The sequence below is a fragment of the Rhizobium leguminosarum genome (assembly GCF_001679785.1).
GTDB lineage: Bacteria > Pseudomonadota > Alphaproteobacteria > Rhizobiales > Rhizobiaceae > Rhizobium > Rhizobium leguminosarum_R.
Genome location: NZ_CP016286.1, coordinates 997,710 through 1,013,031, shown reverse-complemented (window position 1 = coordinate 1,013,031; position 15,322 = coordinate 997,710). Strand labels below are relative to the sequence as shown.

Below are 15,322 nucleotides of genomic sequence, written 5' to 3'. Positions count from 1 at the left end.
AGTTTACTCCGCTGCAGTGCCGATGACACCACGCTTGATCTGATCGGCCTCGATCGACTCAAAGAGAGCCCGGAAATTGCCTTCGCCGAAGCCTTCGTCGCCCTTGCGCTGGATGAACTCGAAGAAAATCGGCCCGATGACGGTCTTGGAGAAGATCTGCAGCAGGATCTTCGTCATGCCGCCATTCACCACACCTTCGCCATCGATGAGGATGCCGTGTTTCTTCATGCGTTCGACAGGTTCGCTATGGCCGTTCACGCGCTCATAGGACATGTCGTAATAGGTCTCCGGCGGACCCGGCATGAAGCGCAGGCCGTTGTCGGCAAGCCTGTCGGTGGCGTCGTAAATATCCTCCGTTCCAACGGCGATGTGCTGAATGCCCTCGCCCTTGTACTTCTTCAGATATTCCTCGATCTGGCTGGTGTCGTCCTTCGATTCATTCAGCGGAATGCGGATTTTGCCACAGGGCGAGGTGATGGCGCGGCTCACCAGACCGGTGATGCGCCCATCAATATCGAAAAAGTGGATCTGCTTGAAATTGAACAGGTTGCGGTAAAAATCCCACCACTTGTCCATGTTGCCGCGAAAGACGTTGTGCGTCAGGTGATCGAGATAATAGAAGCCGATGCCTTCAGGATGCGGGTTGCGCTCGCCAAGCCAGTCGAACTCGGCCTCGTAAGCCGATCCCTTGGCGCCATAGGTCTCGACGAAATAGAGCAGCGAGCCGCCGATGCCGACAATCGCCGGGACGTCGAGCATCTTGTCGTCCCCTTCATAGGGAACAGCGCCTTTTGATACCGCGTGGTCGAAAGCGTGCTTGGCATCGACGACGCGCCAGGCCATCGATGGGGCGCAGGGACCGTGATTTGCGACGAAACGCGCGGCATGACTGCCCGGTTCGGCGTTCAGGACATAGTTGATGTCACCCTGTCTCCAGACGGTGATATCTTTCGTCTTGTGCTTGGCGACGGCGGTGTAGCCCATGCGTGTGAAGAGCTCGCGCAGCGTCTCGGGCTCAGGATGGGCGAATTCGACGAATTCGAAGCCGTCGGTGCCGGCCGGATTGTCGGCGGTGATTTCCGAGGGCGGCGCATCATGCGGGAAAGGACCCATTTTCTTTCCTCCAGAGGAGATTGCATTTGATATGCAAAGTGTGGCCCAAAACGCGTGCAAAGTTCTTGCATTCTTTATGCCATGGGAAGAGATTATGCACGATCCGTGAGTATATTGGAGATTTCGTGCAATGGATGAGCCACTCGATAAATTGGATCTGCGCCTGCTCCAGGAACTTCAAAAGGACGGCAGGCTGACGAACAACGAGTTGGGCGAGCGGATCGGGCTTTCACCGTCGCAATGTTCACGCCGGCGCACAAGACTGGAGGCTGAAGGATATATCCGCAGCTACCGCGCCTACCTCGATCGGCAGAAGCTTGGTCTCGATATGCTGGTGGTCATCTCCGTGACGCTTGCGACCCATAACAGAGACAATGCCCGCCGGTTTTCGCAACTGATCAACGGACTGCCGGAAGTTCTCGAAGCCTATGCGCTGACCGGTGAAATGGACTATCACCTGACGGTCGCGACCCGCGGACTTGCCGACCTCTCCAAATTCGTCAACGACGTGCTGTTGCCCCACGAGTCGGTGCAACACGTGAAGACGTCCATCGTCCTCGACACGCTGAAGACATTCGAAGGCTTTCCGGTGCTGATGCCGGGTCACTGATTGGCGACAGCACGCGATGATGGAGACGGCATCGCGCCCCGCAGTCATATCTAGAGTGGCAATTCGGTCGAGAATTTCAGCTCGCGCAGCACGAAGCTCGAGACGACCGTGCGCACATGCGGGTTGCGCATGAGATAGCGGGTCATGAAGGCTTCGTAGCTTTCCACGTCGCTTGCCCTTATCTTCAGCATGTAGTCGAAGGCGCCTGACAGGGCGTAGCATTCCATGATCTCAGGCCGCTCCAGCACCATCGAAGCGAAAGATGCGACCGCCTCTTCGTGGTGATTCTCCAGCGTCACATGCGCGATCACGCAGAGCTTGAGATCAAGTTTTCCTGGATCGAGCAATGTCACACGCTTGCGGATGACGCCGTCGGCTTCCAGCTCCTGGATCTTCCGCCATGCCGAGCTCTGTGACATGCCGGCCTTTTCCGCCAGGTCGGCCAGCGACAGGCTGCCGTCGGCCTGGACGAGTTGCAGAAGCTTGCGACGAAAATTCCCAGGTTCTTTCATTTTCAGCGTCACATTCGGGAAGATTTGCCACCATTATGGCGACAGCCAGCATGAAAGAAAAGAAAATCCTCCAAACTCGGATCATAATGGCAGGAATAGCGCCGTTCTCGGGAGGATCAGCCTGTGACAAAGGAAAGCAGCTACACCGCCAAACTGCCCGGCCCGGACGGTTTGTATGACTACGCTCCGGATGAAGATGCAATCTGGGGTGAACTCTACCGGCGTCAGATGAAACTGCTGGCCGATACAGCCTGCCGCGAATATCTGGACGGCGTCAAAATGCTAGGGTTGAAGCCGGATAAGGTGCCTCAGCTTCTCGACGTCAACAGACGCCTGAACGAGACCACCGGCTTCGGCGTCGAAGGCGTGCCGGCGCTCATTCCGCCCTCACGCTTTTATGAGCTTCTGTCGCAAGGCAAATTCCCGCTCGCAACCTTCCTGCGCCGTCGCGAACATATCGACTATATCGAGGAACCGGACCTGTTCCACGAGGTTTTCGGCCATTGCCCCATGCTGACCGACCAGAGCTATGCCAATTTCGTCCGGCATTTCGGCGAAACCGCCGTCCGCCTCGGCAAGGGCTATTCATGGCACCTGTTCAGGATCTTCTGGTTCACCGTCGAATTCGGCCTGATTAATACGCCGCAAGGCCGCCGCTGCTTCGGCGCGGGCATCGTCTCATCGCCAAGCGAAGCGAAGGCGGCAATGGAAGGCAAGGCGTGCGAATTCCGGCCGTTCGATCTGCTGAGCGTGCTCCGGACGCCCTATCGGATCGATATCCTCCAGCCGATCTACTATGTCATCGACGGCTTCGCCGATCTTGAAGCGATCGTGGAGCAGGATATCGAGGCCACTATCCTCAAGGCAAAATCGCTGGGTGATTTCGCCCCCGCTTTCGAAGCCAAAGCGTCGTGAACCCCGATGATATGGCGGTTTGCCTCGCCGCGGTGCGGCGAGGCAACAGTCTTGCGAGCACTATGGCATGACCGCCGCGAACCGCATCCATTTGATGATCGAGTCGATCGGTGAGTTGTCTGGCATCTTGAGAGGGCTCTGACTGGGCGTGAACCCACGCGAAAGAGCCGAGTCCGGATCCGCAAGCAGCACGCCCACGAAGGTCGACGCCACGAGACAGCTCCCGACTTCGCCCAATCGATTTCCGCCTGCAGCCTCGGCTTCGGCCAGAATGTAGAACCAGATCGGCGTACGCTCGTGGAAACGCGATGCAGTGCCGGCGAGGAAGTTCTTCAAATCGGGCTTCGCGGCGAACAATGCTGAGACATCTTGGATCGGCGAGGACTGCACCGCGCCAATTTGCCTGAGATGCTTGTGCAAAGCCTGGCCCGTCGGGAGCCTGAGATTGTAGCCCCGACGAAGGAGGAACCTTCGTCGGGAGCCTGAGATTGTAGCCCCGACGAAGGTTCCTCCTTGCCAGGTTCTTGAACAACTCCTTGAGCTGTTGGTCGGCCTGGTCCTCCCCCTCCTTGAACAGCGTATGCAATGGCGGAGCAAGCTCCGTATCGATCCTCCTGGCAAGACGGGCCGGCTCCCCATCGCTCGCATCATGGGGATCGGCTCCCGTAAAGCGCGTCCAGTCGATTATCCAATTCTTGGGCAGCTTCTTGTCGTCATCCAGCCTGCCGCCGCCGCCAGTGAATTCGAAAAGCAACTTCAAGGTGGCGCGCGGTAGAAAACCTGTGCCCGGCCGCCCAAAGTTCTTGTTGTAGTCATAGAAGGTTCTGACCATGGAATGACCGAACCGATAGGCTGCGGTGGAGAACTCCAACGGCAGAGCATTGCCGAGCCGGGTATTCTGCCTCCGGGCATCGAACTCGGCTCTGAATTTGAAGAAATGAGATGCCCGATCGTTGACGACGCGGTCCACCACAACCGGATCGCAAACGCCCTTGAGATATCCTTCTACAATCAACCATTGGTAATGAAGTCTTGTCAGAGCCTGCGCTGAGCTGAAATCGGCGATCCAGCCCGTGTCATGCGATGCAAGATAGTCGACTGCCTTGTTATGAAACCGGAGAAAGCTCAGATGGAACTGCGCGACGACAAGATTTTCATCGTTGCGATTATCCCCGATTATCGCCCGCTGGGGCAAGCTATCGGAGAATTTCTGAAACGCCTCGGGAGTCATCGCGGCCTGAGCCAGACGTAAAGCCGCCTCCCGGACAGACGACTGGACCTGGCCATAACGAGGAAGGTCGCGATGTTCGTCGAGGTTGTCTGGAAGCGGCCCCGGATCGACGGCTGTCCCTACACGCATTTTGTTTGTCAGCGTGGGGTGGCGAAGGCCGGAGATCACTTTGACAACATCTGCATCTATCCCCTCGCCGACGGCAGATCCGCCGTAGACACTATCCAGATCGAAACGGGGCGAGCGAGCATTTCTGAACTGGCTCTCCACTGTCGACGAGGCGACAGGCGGGTGAGCGTTGACCATGCTCGAGATCGCCCCTTCGCGATCAGTTCGGGCCGTCAGCTCGTGATCCAGGAATTGTCCCCAATATGTGAAGACAGGCGGGAGCGTGGAATCTTCCGTCGGATCCTCGCTCGTCGGCGTCGCGACAACATCGATCATCATTTCGCCGAGCTCATCGAGTTCCCCAAGCGTTTCCGCCGTGTTGGGAAGGTAATTCTCTGGCGCATCTAATGGCGGTACGAAATAACCGAAGTCAGCTTCTTCATCGACCGCGACGTCACCCGTCGCTGGCCGCCCGGCCCGAACGCTCGGCCCTGGAACTGCGCGCTCTTTCTCCGCACCCCCGTGCGATTGAAAAACGATTGCCATTGGCAACACCCTCCGTTTTCCAGCCCGCGGGATAATTCATACACCTAGAACGCGAAGTCAACTAATCATATTGGGCTATTATTCATCTTAAAGTTGGTAAATTACCCGTAAACAGGTCGATATATGTGCGGATTCAGCGCACTCGTTTTGTGCGCATCGTACCCCCTGCCCCGCGGTTGGCGCCTCGCTGTAAGCGGTGCCACAGCCGGCATCGCCGGCGCTTTTCGCGGCAAGTCCATTATTGCACGGCAGTATCGATAATCGGACAGGGCCTCCTCAGGCCCAAAAATAACGAGGAAAACCAATGGGAGGAGATGCAGAAGTATAGGTTACCTGAAAAGCAATGAAATGCTGACGAACATCCACTAGAATTTTCATTTGCTAACTCAACAATAAGATGTATATTTGCCGCCGAGATTTTATCTAGGGAAGTACATCCCGAAATCGACCTACAAGGTACAATTTATTATGCTTGCCTGCCGAATGCTCCAATTTTCGGACGGCGAAGCTTTGTGTTCTCGCGGCAAGTCAGCGGCAATCCGCATCGATCTACCTTTAGGGCCGCCGCTGTCCCGAACGCGAGTTTCGGCTCGATTAACGGGTATGCCGCGTCAAGCTTGCGGCTTTTGTATTGCTTTCAAACCGTGAAAGATGGGGGAGAGTTGGTATCATGGCGAAATCAACGCGAGGCAGGGTCAACGCACAAGGCGACGGCACATCGGGTCTTGGCATGGTGGTGCGATTTACACCCAAAGCAAGGAGCGAGGGTGTACAGCAACTCGAAAAAGGCGGCTTCCGTGTCGCATCGTCCAAAGATTTTCGCAGCGCCGTGGCGGTGCCAAATGATTTCGATGGCGCTGATGTTCAGTACTTCGAACGTTTCGGAATCGCAATTGTGCGCCGTGACGGCGAGAGACTGAAGCCCATGTTGCAAAATGCCATGCAGCGGAAGGTCATCAGCGCGGCTCGGCCAGAGCGATCCTATCGTGCTCTCGGCGGCCCGCAGACGATGCGGCTAGACCTCGCACAGGTGGGCGGCGTTGCAACCTCTTTGGACCGTGACTACCTGCTCGGCTATCGTGACGCTGTGAACGAACTGGTCGATCGCTTATTGGGCAAAAAGGGCGCGGAGGGGCTTGTGGCCCGGGCCGCCTTTGACGAGACCAGCAACACTTGGGGACTGCAGGCTATCAGGGCTATCGAAGGTGACCTGAGCGGGGCCGGCATCAAGGTAGCAGTACTGGATACCGGATTTGACGAAACTCATCAGGATTTTGTCGGCCGCTCCGTCACCAAGAAGCTCTTTGCAACACGTAGTTCCGAAGGCGATGTTCACGGTCACGGAACGCATTGCATCGGCACGGCATGCGGTCCATTGCGACCGACCAGCGGCCCACGCTACGGCATCGCCCATGAGGCGGAAATCTACGCTGGAAAGGTGCTGGGCGACGACGGCTTCGGCACCGACCGGTCGGTCATTGCCGGCATGGAATGGGCGCTGGATGAAGGTTGCCATGTTATTTCGATGTCGCTAGGCGCTGCAACGCAATTTGGAGATGCGCCGAGTGACGACTACGAGCAAATTGGGCAGGTATGTTTAGACGCGGGAACTTTAGTTGTTGCCGCCGCTGGGAACGAGAGTTCTCGTCCTCAACAGATTGCGCCAGTTGGTTCTCCGGCGAATGCGTCCACGATCCTGGGAGTTGGCGCCGTGGATCGCCCCTTCGTGCCGGCGTCGTTCTCATGCGGCGGTTTGAATCCTGGTCAGGAAGTGGACATTGCCGCTCCTGGCGTCGACATATTTTCGAGCTTGCCCGATGATAAGTATGACCGATGGGATGGCACCAGCATGGCGACTCCACATGTTGCTGGCGTTGCGGCTCTTATTGCTCAGTCTGATCCGAAGTTTCGCGGATGGGCGCTATGGGCGCGCTTGATTCAGCTTACAAAGCCCCTATCTTCCCCTGCTAGGGATGTTGGCAAGGGCCTGCTCCAGGCAAGAGGAAGCGGCGAGGTATGACGACCGATAAGATTGAAGTTACCATTCGGATCGATAAAAAGGAGGCCCGCAGTTTGGGAGAGGTCGTCGGCGACTTGAAGTTGAAAGGCCTCGAACAGGTGCAAAGCCACGAGCGCTTCATGATTGTCAACGGTACTGTCAATCCTGATGCGCTCGATGCGCTTCGCGCGGTAAAGGGCGTCGCTTCGGTTCGGAAAGATGTCGCATACAAGCCTCAAGCGAACTGATCATGCAGGCGGCACGGCCTATGCGCAGGCGCTGAGCAGGAAGTCGTCAGTGAGAAGCAGAGAAGAGTGGGATTTTCAATATCTTCCCCCTCATTTCGGCGTGGCTGAACTTCGATTGACGAAGTCCACCACGACCCCTGGCTTGACCATAGCCGCCAACTCTTCGGCATCCCAGTTCGTCAGCCGCACGCAGCCATGCGATCCCACCTTGTCGATGAGCTTCGGCTCCGGTGTCCCATGTATCCCATAGGTGGGCTCAGTCAGGTCGATCCAGACCGTACCAACAGGACCGTTCGGCCCCTTCGGGATCGTCAGGACCTTGTCGTTCTTTCCCTGCTTGAAGTTGCGCTTCGGGTCATATCTGTAGACCGGCATCCGTGCGACGCCCTTAACCTTGTGCTTGCCTGACGGCGCCGGATTGTCTTCGCTTCCGATCGTTGCGGGATAGACTGCAAGCAGCGATCCATCCGCAGCATAGGCGAGCACCTGCCCGGTCTTCCTGTCAGCCTCGATCCTCTTGACCCTCCCTTCCCTTGGAGGACCCGGGTTCACCACCCACACCGTGTCGCCAGGAGCAAACTGCGAAGCCGGGTTGAGCGCATGCACGAGATCGATACCCATGTGGAACCGCTCGGACAGTTTCTCGGCAACGCTCGTATATCCCAAGCTTTGCATCTTTGCCTTCTCGCCATAGTCTTCAGGGATCTTGTCAACGAGACCCGCGGCATCCTCTGCCGAGACGACATAGCTCTCAACGATCGGGGCATTGCCTTCCAGGCGGGAGGCGACCTCTGGATCGAGCCTCCCATCGACAGGCAGGTTGTTCATCGCCTCGAAGCCGGCCACGGCCTTGTCGACGTTTTCGCCCGAGAGGCCGTCGATCACGCCGGGAGACGAGCCTGCACGGTCGAGCAGAACCTGAAGACGGACGATCGCCGGGTCTGGATCTCCCGGCCCAGATTTCTCAGTCCCGATGGACGCAATCGACGCGGTATTGATTTCTTCGGGTCGGAGTTCGCGCGCGACAGCACCGCCAACGGAGAAGGCCAGAGCGAGCAGCGACATCGGCAGGGCTGTTTTCATGGACGACAAATGGCCAGCGGCGCAACTTGTTCCAGTGCGAACAGAGCCAGGCGGGTGTTCACGATGATTTCAATGTCCAGCCTCAGCAAATTCAGTACAACGGCCATTCGATCCGAAGGAGCTCGTGAATGCCGCGCGAGAGCGTCAATGACCTGCTGGCTTTTCTGGCGGTCGCCCGAGAGAAGAATTTTACGCGAGCGGCTGCGAAGCTGGGCGTGTCTCAATCGGCGCTCAGCCACGTTGTCCGCCAGCTCGAGACACGGCTCGGAATCCGGCTGCTGACCCGTACCACGCGGGCCGTTTCGCTCACCGACGCCGGAGAGCGGTTGTTCCAAGGCGTGGGGCCTCATTTCGACGAGATCGAGGCGCAACTTGAAACCCTCACCGAATTCAGGGAAAAGCCGGCCGGGAACCTCCGCATCACGGCATCAGACCACGCAATAAGGTGGATCATCTGGCCGAAACTCCAGCGCTTCCTGCCGAACAACCCTGACATCAAAGTGGAGCTGATACGCGAAAACGGGCTGTCTGACATCGTGACCGAGCGCTTCGACGGCGGCGTCCGGATGGGGGAGCAGGTGGCGAAAGACATGATCTCGACACGCATCGGGCCTGATTTCCCTTTTGCCGTCGTCGGAGCACCCTCATATTTCGAGGGCAAGGGGGTTCCGGAGCATCCGCAGGACCTCGTCCGCCACAACTGTATCAACGAGCGCCTGCCCACATATGGCGGCTTCTGGGCATGGGAGTTCGAAGACAACGGGAAAGAGATCAGGATCAGGGTCGAGGGACAGCTTGCCTTCAATAACTCCTATCAGAGTGTGGAAGCGGCGCTGGACGGACTTGGCCTGGCATACGTACCGGAAGACGTCGCGCTACCTCATATCGCGGAAGGCCGTCTGAGACGCGTGCTGGAAGCCTTTTCGCCACACTGGGATGGCTACCATCTCTACTATCCCAGCAGAAGGCAGTCCTCTCCGGCTTTCGTGGCGCTCGTCGACGCCCTGCGCCATCGAGCCTGACGATAGGTCATCGTCTTTTCTACGGCGCCCTTTGGATGGCTGCATATTCGATGTAACGCATCATGGAAGGAAAACGCCGACGCGCAGGGATCGCTTCCGGTGAGGCGCTCATTTGGCCGCCCGCTGGTGACCCTCTCAGTGAATTGTCTTCGACCGCTTCTCGGTATCCGAAATGTCATCGAGCGTCGCTATAAGCTTTTCGAACTCATTCAAGACGCGATTGAACTCGGCGTCCTGCATGTTGGCGATTTCCGATATCGTCGAGGACACGGACGCGATCAGCTTGTCGATCCAAACGCAGCGCTCGGCCGGCACATGTCCGAGAACCTCTCGCCGATGCGTCTTCAGCTCGCGGAGAATGCGAACGATAAGGGCTCCACGGTCTGCCCGGCTCAAGAGCGGAAGCCTTGTCTGTGCCTGCTGGATTTCCGTTATCAGCGCCGTCGCCATCCCCGCTCTCCAAGCTCTGAATGCAACCAGGTATCACAACCGTAGCGTTTGCAACACGGACTTTAGTCCGACTGACCAGGTCGTGCAATCGGGTACGCACCGCGCGAGCACATCAGTTGCTCGCCGCTACGAGATCCGACACGTCGCAACTGCGCCGCGGTCCGTCCCATGGTTGATACGTATTGTCTTCCGCTCGATACGACTTGTAGCGAGCGGCGCACCGGGCTGCCGCCTGTGCATTTACTTTCGTGCCGATGCCTTCATCAGCCCCCGCGACGATCCGCTGGAACGGCGACATGCACTCGCGGGTCTCGCCGCTATAGGAACGATAACTGTTCGTCGCGGGGTCGAAAGAGCGGTAGCGGTCCGCACACCAGGCAAGATGCTCGACCGAAAATTCTGGCTGGGGTGTCTGACGTTCGGCCGTCGGGCGAACGGGTTCCGGCCTGGCCCTTGCGGTAATGACGGCCGATGCCTCGGTGACATAGCTGGAATAGAGAGGCGGAATTCGCTCATAGCGCTGCTGCCGAGGATCGACTTTCACCGGCGCCGTCGTCCAGAGATCGGGCGCTGCAAGGTCATTGAAAGCGTGGGGCTCGGAATCCGCCACGACGTGGGACGCGACAGATGCAGCAGCCATGCAAGCCCCGACCGAGCTCAAGATCCCAAAGGCAACGGATGCGATGGCTTTCATTGTCCCGACCCCTGCTGTTGAGCCTGTGGAACCCAGACGCGGCCGGAGGTACTGCCCTGTCGGCCGCCTGTGGCAACAAGCACCGCGAGAATAACGGCCATTGCCAGCAGGATGACGATCAGCGGCAAGGCCAGACCACCGGATTTCTCTTCGGAATAGATCATGTTCCTCTCCTTGGCCCCGGCGGCGGAGGCCGCCGCCGGGCACTGCCCGTTATGCCGAAATGATGTAGACGATCGTGAATGCGGAAGGATCGACGATGACGATCCGGCCATCCGCGAGAAGGAAGAAACGGTAGGCCTTGTACTGCGGTACAATTTCCACGATCCGCGGCGGCAGCGGCTCGAGCCTGATCTTCTTCGGGATGGTGGTGCCGACCGAGACCGTGAAATCCGCCTCCCGAACCGGCTCGACATGAACCTCCTTCACGACGCTGCGGATTTCCGTCTGCTGTTCGACGGAGATGTTCACGTCGGTCGTATTGCTCGTCTCAGTCTTCGTGGTGTTCTCAGTGTTGCTGTCGACGGATGGGTTGTTGTTCTCGGCCTTCGTCTTGCTGTTCGACTGGGTCTCGGTCGAGCCGCTGGAAGACTTCGCGTCGCCGGACTTCTGGGTTTCATCGGAGCCGGTCGACGTGCCAGTGTCCTGGCTGCCGGCAGGCTTCTGGCTTTCCGTCGAGGACTGTCCCGACTTGGAAGACTTCGAACTGTCCGGGCTTCCGCCTGAGGCGTCCGTGCCTGCGGCACCGGAGCCGGTTTCGGTCGAGCTTCCGGACTGCTTCTTAGCTCCGGGCTGAGTTGTCGTCTGATCGGAAGATCCATCCGTGGAGGTTCCGCTCGACGCACCCGACGAGCTTCCGTCGGAGCCGGAAGGCTGCGTGGCTTGCTCGCTCGATACTCCCGCGCCGCCCGAGGAGGCACCGCCCGCATCCGGTTGCTGGGTCGCGCCGCCGCTGGATTGGTCGTTTTGAGCAGCACCTTTCTTGGGAAGAATCGGCGCGTCCTGCGCCACGGCGGAAATGATGCCCACCGGCGAAACGCCGATCGACAGTGCCGTCATCAGCACGGCGAGTGTTTTGGTCTTCATAACAATCTCTCTGCTTTTTGGCCGCACGACGACGCTGTCGTCCGTCGTGCGGCGGTTCTCAGGTTCTAACGATGATGTTGAGAGGCAAGACGCGGCAGAGACCGCGTAGGATCAGGTCACTTGATAACCTGGATCACCTTGCGGGACGACGGCTCGACGATGACACGTTCATCATTGACCACCGCGTAAGCATAGGTCGGGTCATCCGGAATAGGCGTCACGACGACCGTCTCCGGCAGGGGCTGGCCGACGACAACCTTCTCCTTGACGACCACGCGCGCCGACGGGGCCGGAGCCTCGCGGACATAGGTGATGACCTTTTGGGGCGGCGGATCGATCGCCGTACCAACGACTGCGCCGGCAACGCCGCCGACAGCAGCGCCGACTGGACCGCCGACGATCGCACCGGTAACCGCGCCACCGGCGGCACCATTGACGGTCGAGGACTGGGCAAATGCGGCGCCCGACATGAGGGTCGCGGCAGCCGCACCGACGATAAGCTTGGAGAGCATTTTCTCCTCCTTCTGTTTCGAGGCGGCCTTCGTGACCGCTGGCAAACCAACTAGCTGGAGCCCAGGGTCGTTCCACGCCCCGGACCTCAGTCCGATCGGCCCCGGCCTTTGGTCCTAAACCCATTTCAATATCGGTCGCCGGCGCTAATTGCGGATCGGAAGGCCCTGTGGTCGCGGGCATTGAGGAGACTGAAGGAGATGGCACGATCCAACCGTCGGGAGGCGGGACGCAGGCGCCTGGCGATGCGCCTGCCGCAGATGCGCAAGCTGATCATGGAAAGCCGCGACCCGTGGCAGCTCGAGCTCTTCGAAGCCTACCAGATGGCCGTCGAAGCACGCGACGCAGTTCGACGGCAGCGGTTCAATCCGAACCTTGTACGGGAATATGACGAGACCTGCTCGGAAATAGAACGGCACGTCATCCGAGCCATGTGCGAGCCTTCCTACGCGCAACGCACAAGCTGACCCCGGTGAGCCGTCATATCTCGGCGGGCAGGAACTTTTGGAAATCAATATGGAGGAACCGCTTGATTGCCGCCGCAACGCTGACGAGAATTATGAAACACGGCCGACGACGACCAACGCACTCATGCCGCCGCACGGACGCACTCCGTGGCGCGATTCCAGTTGCTCGGCCACTTCGTCGACGATCTCCAGAATGCGCCCCGGCGCCCGCTTTTCGATCTCTCCCCTGAGCGGAGTGGCTTGACAGAAGGCTGCAGCGACGTCGTGCGCGGCCGCGACGGAGGTCAACTCGATCCGATCGCAGGAAACCGAATCAAATCCAGCCGAAGACATATGCGCCTTGATCGTATGAGGGTCGAAATAGGAATATGGCAGGCGACTTAGAAAGTCCGGCGGGTCGGACCGAAAGAGGCCTGCCAGGGTTTCGTCCACATATCTCGCGAAGTCGTTAGCAGAAAGCGAATCCCAGGTCGCAAACAGGAAACGACCGCCGCTCCGCAACACTCTTGCAGCCTCGCCATAGGCCTTGAGCTTATCCGCAAAGAACATCACCCCGAACTGGCAGACGACGAGATCGAACATCGAGGGCGCGAAGGGGAGATTTTGCGCGTCGGCGTGCATCCAGTGAGTCCGCGACATCGTCAGCGATGGTGCCCCGACGTCGATCATCGCCTGACTGAGATCGGTGGCAACGAGCTCTGTTGCATGATCGAGTGTCGCCCGCAGAGCGCGTGTCAAGGCGCCGGTCCCCGCAGCAACCTCGAGAACGCTGCCGGGTTTCAACCGTTCGGCGACGATCGCCATCTCCGACGCATAAGGCTCGAAGAGTATGGGCACGAGAAAGGCCTCGTAAAAGTCGGCAACGTCTTCCTCGAACGGCGCCGGAAAAACGGCAGGTGCGGCGCTGATGCCGCCGTCGATATCTGCGGAAATCGTCACGTACAAGCCTCCAAACCTTGGTCTGTCGATCGTGAAATATGACTGAATCCGTTGATGTCTATGAGCGTCAGACCTTGGTCCCAGCCCTGTCCGACCGAAGTCCCTGGAGTGGAACGCGGATCGGGATCGCTCCGTTTCGAAAGAGACCAAGGAGATCCAACATGCCCCAGAGTCATAGATCCCGAGTGAATGACGCGTGCAACGCGTCCGTCTTCGCACTTGTTGTCGTTCTGGCTGCCCTTCTCTACGTCTTCGGCGCGGCCATGTCCGGCGATACCGTCGGGTTGACCGAGAGCATAAGAGGCGCCGAGGTGTTCGACACGAGGAATTTGCCCTGACGCTGTTTGGAAAACTCTGAAGACGCGGTAGGCTCATCGGCAAGTCTATTATCGGTATCAAAATGAATTGGCTTCGCCGCTGGAATGCCCGCTCACTTGCCTCCCAGTTCTTCATTGCGGGTGGGCTCATATCGATCGCCGCAATGCTGGTGGTGGGCCTTTTCGTGAGCCACCTCATCGAGGAAACCGTCATCCACAATTCGGGAGCGGCAACGGCGCTTTATGTGGATAGCGTAATCGCACCGCTCCTTCCCGATATGCAAACAGAATCACTGCTTGATGAAGCGAGTGCTCTGGCTCTGGACGAGACGCTCGGCCAGGGTGCACTCGGCAAACGCCTTGTTTCGTTCAAGCTGTGGCGAAGCGACGGCACCATCCTCTATTCGAACGAGAAGGAGCTGGTGGGCAGGAAGTTTGCGGTCAGCGACAAGCTGCAGAGGGCATTCGCAGGGTCTCTCGTCGCGCGCTACGAAATTGCCAGCGATCCGGAAAGCGATAAGGAGCGCGCGCTCGGCAAGCCGTTGATGGAGATCTATAACCCGGTGCTCCAGCCCTGGTCCGGACAGGCAGTCGCCGTCCTTGAGTTCTACGAGACGGCAGAAGGATTGGGCGATAGTCTGGCGCATGCCAGGCTCCGGAGTTGGGGCGCCGTCACCGCTCTGACGGCGACCTTTTTCCTTGTTCTCTCCGTTCTGGTGTTCCGGGGTAGCCGCACGATCGAGGCGCAGCGCAAGGACCTCAAGGAACGGGTCACCGAACTGTCTGCGCTGCTGGCGGAAAACCGCGGGCTACAGCGTCGGCTGCAGCGCGCCTCGCAGCGGGCGGCAGCGCTGAACGAAACCTATTTGCGCAGCATCGGTGCAGATCTGCACGACGGTCCGGCCCAGCACATCGCCTATGCCTCATTGCGCCTGGACAGCGACGTGTTGATCAATGCCTCCACCCAGCCCGAAGCACGCGAAAAGGAGCTTGCCTGGATACGCTCGAGCCTTGCCGAAGCGATGACCGAGATCCGCAATATCTGCAGCGGACTGGTGCTTCCACACATCGAAAAATCCTCAATCACCGAGATCGTCACGCGGGTCGTCGAAGCGCATCAACACAAGAGCGAAAGCCATGTCGAAACTGTTATCGACGAGGATGGACCGGAACTTCCCCCCGCCGTAAAGATCTGTATCTATCGCTTCGTTCAGGAAGCCTTGAACAACGCTTATCGCCACGGCGGCGGCGTGCAGCAGGCTGTCAGGGCCGTCTCGCACAAGGGTCATGTCCGTGTCGAGGTCAGCGATCGCGGCGACGGCTTCGATCCGACCGAGGTGAGGCCAACGAGCCTTGGCCTCGTGGGGTTGCGGGAGCGCATCGACAGCCTGGGAGGATCTTTCGACATCAAGACAGGCGAAGGAGGAACGACCGTGACCATGATCTTCGAGCCAATGGAAGTGGGAGAGTAG

General features: G+C 58.7%; 18 protein-coding genes. 8 read left to right on the top strand and 10 right to left on the bottom strand.

Translation table 11 applies throughout. From position 1 onward, the window contains the following. Nucleotides 1-3 precede the first annotated feature (3 nt). On the bottom strand, nucleotides 4-1,113 hold the full coding sequence (gene hppD / locus BA011_RS05190; RefSeq protein WP_065279657.1) for a 4-hydroxyphenylpyruvate dioxygenase: 1,110 nt from the start codon (nucleotides 1,111-1,113) through the stop codon (nucleotides 4-6). Nucleotides 1,114-1,243: 130 nt separating this feature from the next. Between hppD and BA011_RS05185 the strand changes: the two genes are divergently transcribed. Continuing rightward, on the top strand, nucleotides 1,244-1,723 hold the full coding sequence (locus tag BA011_RS05185; RefSeq protein ID WP_065279656.1) for an Lrp/AsnC family transcriptional regulator: 480 nt from the start codon (nucleotides 1,244-1,246) through the stop codon (nucleotides 1,721-1,723). Between the two features lie 50 nt (nucleotides 1,724-1,773). On the opposite strand, the gene BA011_RS05180 is transcribed toward BA011_RS05185, so the two are convergent. Next, nucleotides 1,774-2,235, bottom strand: coding sequence for an Lrp/AsnC family transcriptional regulator (locus BA011_RS05180; protein WP_065282417.1), 462 nt, complete (start codon nucleotides 2,233-2,235; stop codon nucleotides 1,774-1,776). Between the two features lie 123 nt (nucleotides 2,236-2,358). Here BA011_RS05180 and BA011_RS05175 point away from each other — a divergent pair, with 123 nt between their 5' ends. Further along, nucleotides 2,359-3,150: a phenylalanine 4-monooxygenase gene (locus tag BA011_RS05175; RefSeq protein WP_065279655.1), complete on the top strand. Its 792-nt coding sequence runs from the start codon at nucleotides 2,359-2,361 to the stop codon at nucleotides 3,148-3,150. On the opposite strand, the gene BA011_RS05170 is transcribed toward BA011_RS05175, so the two are convergent. Beyond that, on the bottom strand, nucleotides 3,095-5,035 hold the full coding sequence (locus BA011_RS05170) for a peroxidase family protein (protein ID WP_237352579.1): 1,941 nt from the start codon (nucleotides 5,033-5,035) through the stop codon (nucleotides 3,095-3,097). The two genes, BA011_RS05175 and BA011_RS05170, sit on opposite strands and share 56 nt — an antisense overlap. A gap of 670 nt (nucleotides 5,036-5,705) precedes the next feature. On the opposite strand from BA011_RS05170, the gene BA011_RS05165 reads away from it, so the two are divergent. Continuing rightward, a complete protein-coding gene (locus BA011_RS05165) occupies nucleotides 5,706-7,055 on the top strand; it encodes a S8 family peptidase (RefSeq protein WP_065279654.1) in 1,350 nt (449 codons plus the stop codon). Beyond that, entirely contained in the window at nucleotides 7,052-7,282 is a 231-nt protein-coding gene (locus tag BA011_RS05160; protein ID WP_065279653.1) for a hypothetical protein, read from the top strand. Before BA011_RS05165 ends, BA011_RS05160 begins: the two co-directional genes overlap by 4 nt. A 90-nt stretch (nucleotides 7,283-7,372) precedes the next feature. Here the strand turns inward: BA011_RS05160 and BA011_RS05155 are convergent, their stop codons facing one another. Next, nucleotides 7,373-8,374, bottom strand: coding sequence for a L,D-transpeptidase family protein (locus BA011_RS05155; protein WP_065279652.1), 1,002 nt, complete (start codon nucleotides 8,372-8,374; stop codon nucleotides 7,373-7,375). Between the two features lie 119 nt (nucleotides 8,375-8,493). Between BA011_RS05155 and BA011_RS05150 the strand changes: the two genes are divergently transcribed. Further along, nucleotides 8,494-9,387, top strand: coding sequence for a LysR family transcriptional regulator (locus BA011_RS05150; protein WP_065279651.1), 894 nt, complete (start codon nucleotides 8,494-8,496; stop codon nucleotides 9,385-9,387). 135 nt (nucleotides 9,388-9,522) lie between these two features. On the opposite strand, the gene BA011_RS05145 is transcribed toward BA011_RS05150, so the two are convergent. The 5 genes from BA011_RS05145 to BA011_RS05130 all read right to left on the bottom strand — a co-directional run bounded on the left by BA011_RS05145 (nucleotide 9,523) and on the right by BA011_RS05130 (nucleotide 12,129). Then, nucleotides 9,523-9,837: a hypothetical protein gene (locus BA011_RS05145; RefSeq protein WP_065279650.1), complete on the bottom strand. Its 315-nt coding sequence runs from the start codon at nucleotides 9,835-9,837 to the stop codon at nucleotides 9,523-9,525. 112 nt (nucleotides 9,838-9,949) lie between these two features. Then, the gene (locus BA011_RS05140; RefSeq protein ID WP_065279649.1) at nucleotides 9,950-10,531 is read right to left on the bottom strand and encodes a BA14K family protein; all 582 of its coding nucleotides are present in this window, start codon (nucleotides 10,529-10,531) and stop codon (nucleotides 9,950-9,952) included. Beyond that, nucleotides 10,528-10,695 (bottom strand): hypothetical protein, encoded by a 168-nt coding sequence (locus tag BA011_RS44140; RefSeq protein WP_186806502.1) that lies wholly within the window; start codon nucleotides 10,693-10,695, stop codon nucleotides 10,528-10,530. The genes BA011_RS05140 and BA011_RS44140 overlap by 4 nt, the downstream gene beginning before the upstream one ends. A gap of 49 nt (nucleotides 10,696-10,744) precedes the next feature. Then, entirely contained in the window at nucleotides 10,745-11,617 is an 873-nt protein-coding gene (locus BA011_RS05135; protein WP_065279648.1) for a DUF1236 domain-containing protein, read from the bottom strand. A 116-nt stretch (nucleotides 11,618-11,733) separates the two neighbouring features. Continuing rightward, entirely contained in the window at nucleotides 11,734-12,129 is a 396-nt protein-coding gene (locus BA011_RS05130; protein ID WP_065282416.1) for a DUF1236 domain-containing protein, read from the bottom strand. 198 nt (nucleotides 12,130-12,327) lie between these two features. Between BA011_RS05130 and BA011_RS05125 the strand changes: the two genes are divergently transcribed. Next, a complete protein-coding gene (locus BA011_RS05125) occupies nucleotides 12,328-12,594 on the top strand; it encodes a hypothetical protein (protein ID WP_065279647.1) in 267 nt (88 codons plus the stop codon). A 90-nt stretch (nucleotides 12,595-12,684) separates the two neighbouring features. Here BA011_RS05125 and BA011_RS05120 read toward each other — a convergent pair whose 3' ends face one another. After that, nucleotides 12,685-13,533, bottom strand: coding sequence for a class I SAM-dependent methyltransferase (locus BA011_RS05120; RefSeq protein WP_065279646.1), 849 nt, complete (start codon nucleotides 13,531-13,533; stop codon nucleotides 12,685-12,687). Nucleotides 13,534-13,694: 161 nt separating this feature from the next. Between BA011_RS05120 and BA011_RS44135 the strand changes: the two genes are divergently transcribed. Both BA011_RS44135 and BA011_RS05115 read left to right on the top strand, forming a co-directional pair. After that, nucleotides 13,695-13,871 (top strand): hypothetical protein, encoded by a 177-nt coding sequence (locus tag BA011_RS44135; RefSeq protein WP_186806501.1) that lies wholly within the window; start codon nucleotides 13,695-13,697, stop codon nucleotides 13,869-13,871. A 62-nt stretch (nucleotides 13,872-13,933) separates the two neighbouring features. Continuing rightward, the gene (locus BA011_RS05115; RefSeq protein ID WP_065279645.1) at nucleotides 13,934-15,322 is read left to right on the top strand and encodes a sensor histidine kinase; all 1,389 of its coding nucleotides are present in this window, start codon (nucleotides 13,934-13,936) and stop codon (nucleotides 15,320-15,322) included.

Excerpts from the sequence above, each read along its gene's own strand:
- BA011_RS05185 (WP_065279656.1), top strand. The coding sequence starts at position 1,244 with ATGGATGAGCCACTCGATAAATTGGATCTGCGCCTGCTCCAGGAACTT.
- BA011_RS05130 (WP_065282416.1), bottom strand. The coding sequence starts at position 12,129 with ATGCTCTCCAAGCTTATCGTCGGTGCGGCTGCCGCGACCCTCATGTCG.
- BA011_RS05125 (WP_065279647.1), top strand. The coding sequence starts at position 12,328 with ATGGCACGATCCAACCGTCGGGAGGCGGGACGCAGGCGCCTGGCGATG.
- BA011_RS05140 (WP_065279649.1), bottom strand. The coding sequence starts at position 10,531 with ATGAAAGCCATCGCATCCGTTGCCTTTGGGATCTTGAGCTCGGTCGGG.
- BA011_RS05165 (WP_065279654.1), top strand. The coding sequence starts at position 5,706 with ATGGCGAAATCAACGCGAGGCAGGGTCAACGCACAAGGCGACGGCACA.
- BA011_RS44140 (WP_186806502.1), bottom strand. The coding sequence starts at position 10,695 with ATGATCTATTCCGAAGAGAAATCCGGTGGTCTGGCCTTGCCGCTGATC.
- BA011_RS05150 (WP_065279651.1), top strand. The coding sequence starts at position 8,494 with ATGCCGCGCGAGAGCGTCAATGACCTGCTGGCTTTTCTGGCGGTCGCC.
- BA011_RS05180 (WP_065282417.1), bottom strand. The coding sequence starts at position 2,235 with ATGAAAGAACCTGGGAATTTTCGTCGCAAGCTTCTGCAACTCGTCCAG.
- hppD (WP_065279657.1), bottom strand. The coding sequence starts at position 1,113 with ATGGGTCCTTTCCCGCATGATGCGCCGCCCTCGGAAATCACCGCCGAC.
- BA011_RS05115 (WP_065279645.1), top strand. The coding sequence starts at position 13,934 with ATGAATTGGCTTCGCCGCTGGAATGCCCGCTCACTTGCCTCCCAGTTC.
- BA011_RS05145 (WP_065279650.1), bottom strand. The coding sequence starts at position 9,837 with ATGGCGACGGCGCTGATAACGGAAATCCAGCAGGCACAGACAAGGCTT.
- BA011_RS05135 (WP_065279648.1), bottom strand. The coding sequence starts at position 11,617 with ATGAAGACCAAAACACTCGCCGTGCTGATGACGGCACTGTCGATCGGC.
- BA011_RS05170 (WP_237352579.1), bottom strand. The coding sequence starts at position 5,035 with ATGGCAATCGTTTTTCAATCGCACGGGGGTGCGGAGAAAGAGCGCGCA.
- BA011_RS44135 (WP_186806501.1), top strand. The coding sequence starts at position 13,695 with ATGCCCCAGAGTCATAGATCCCGAGTGAATGACGCGTGCAACGCGTCC.
- BA011_RS05160 (WP_065279653.1), top strand. The coding sequence starts at position 7,052 with ATGACGACCGATAAGATTGAAGTTACCATTCGGATCGATAAAAAGGAG.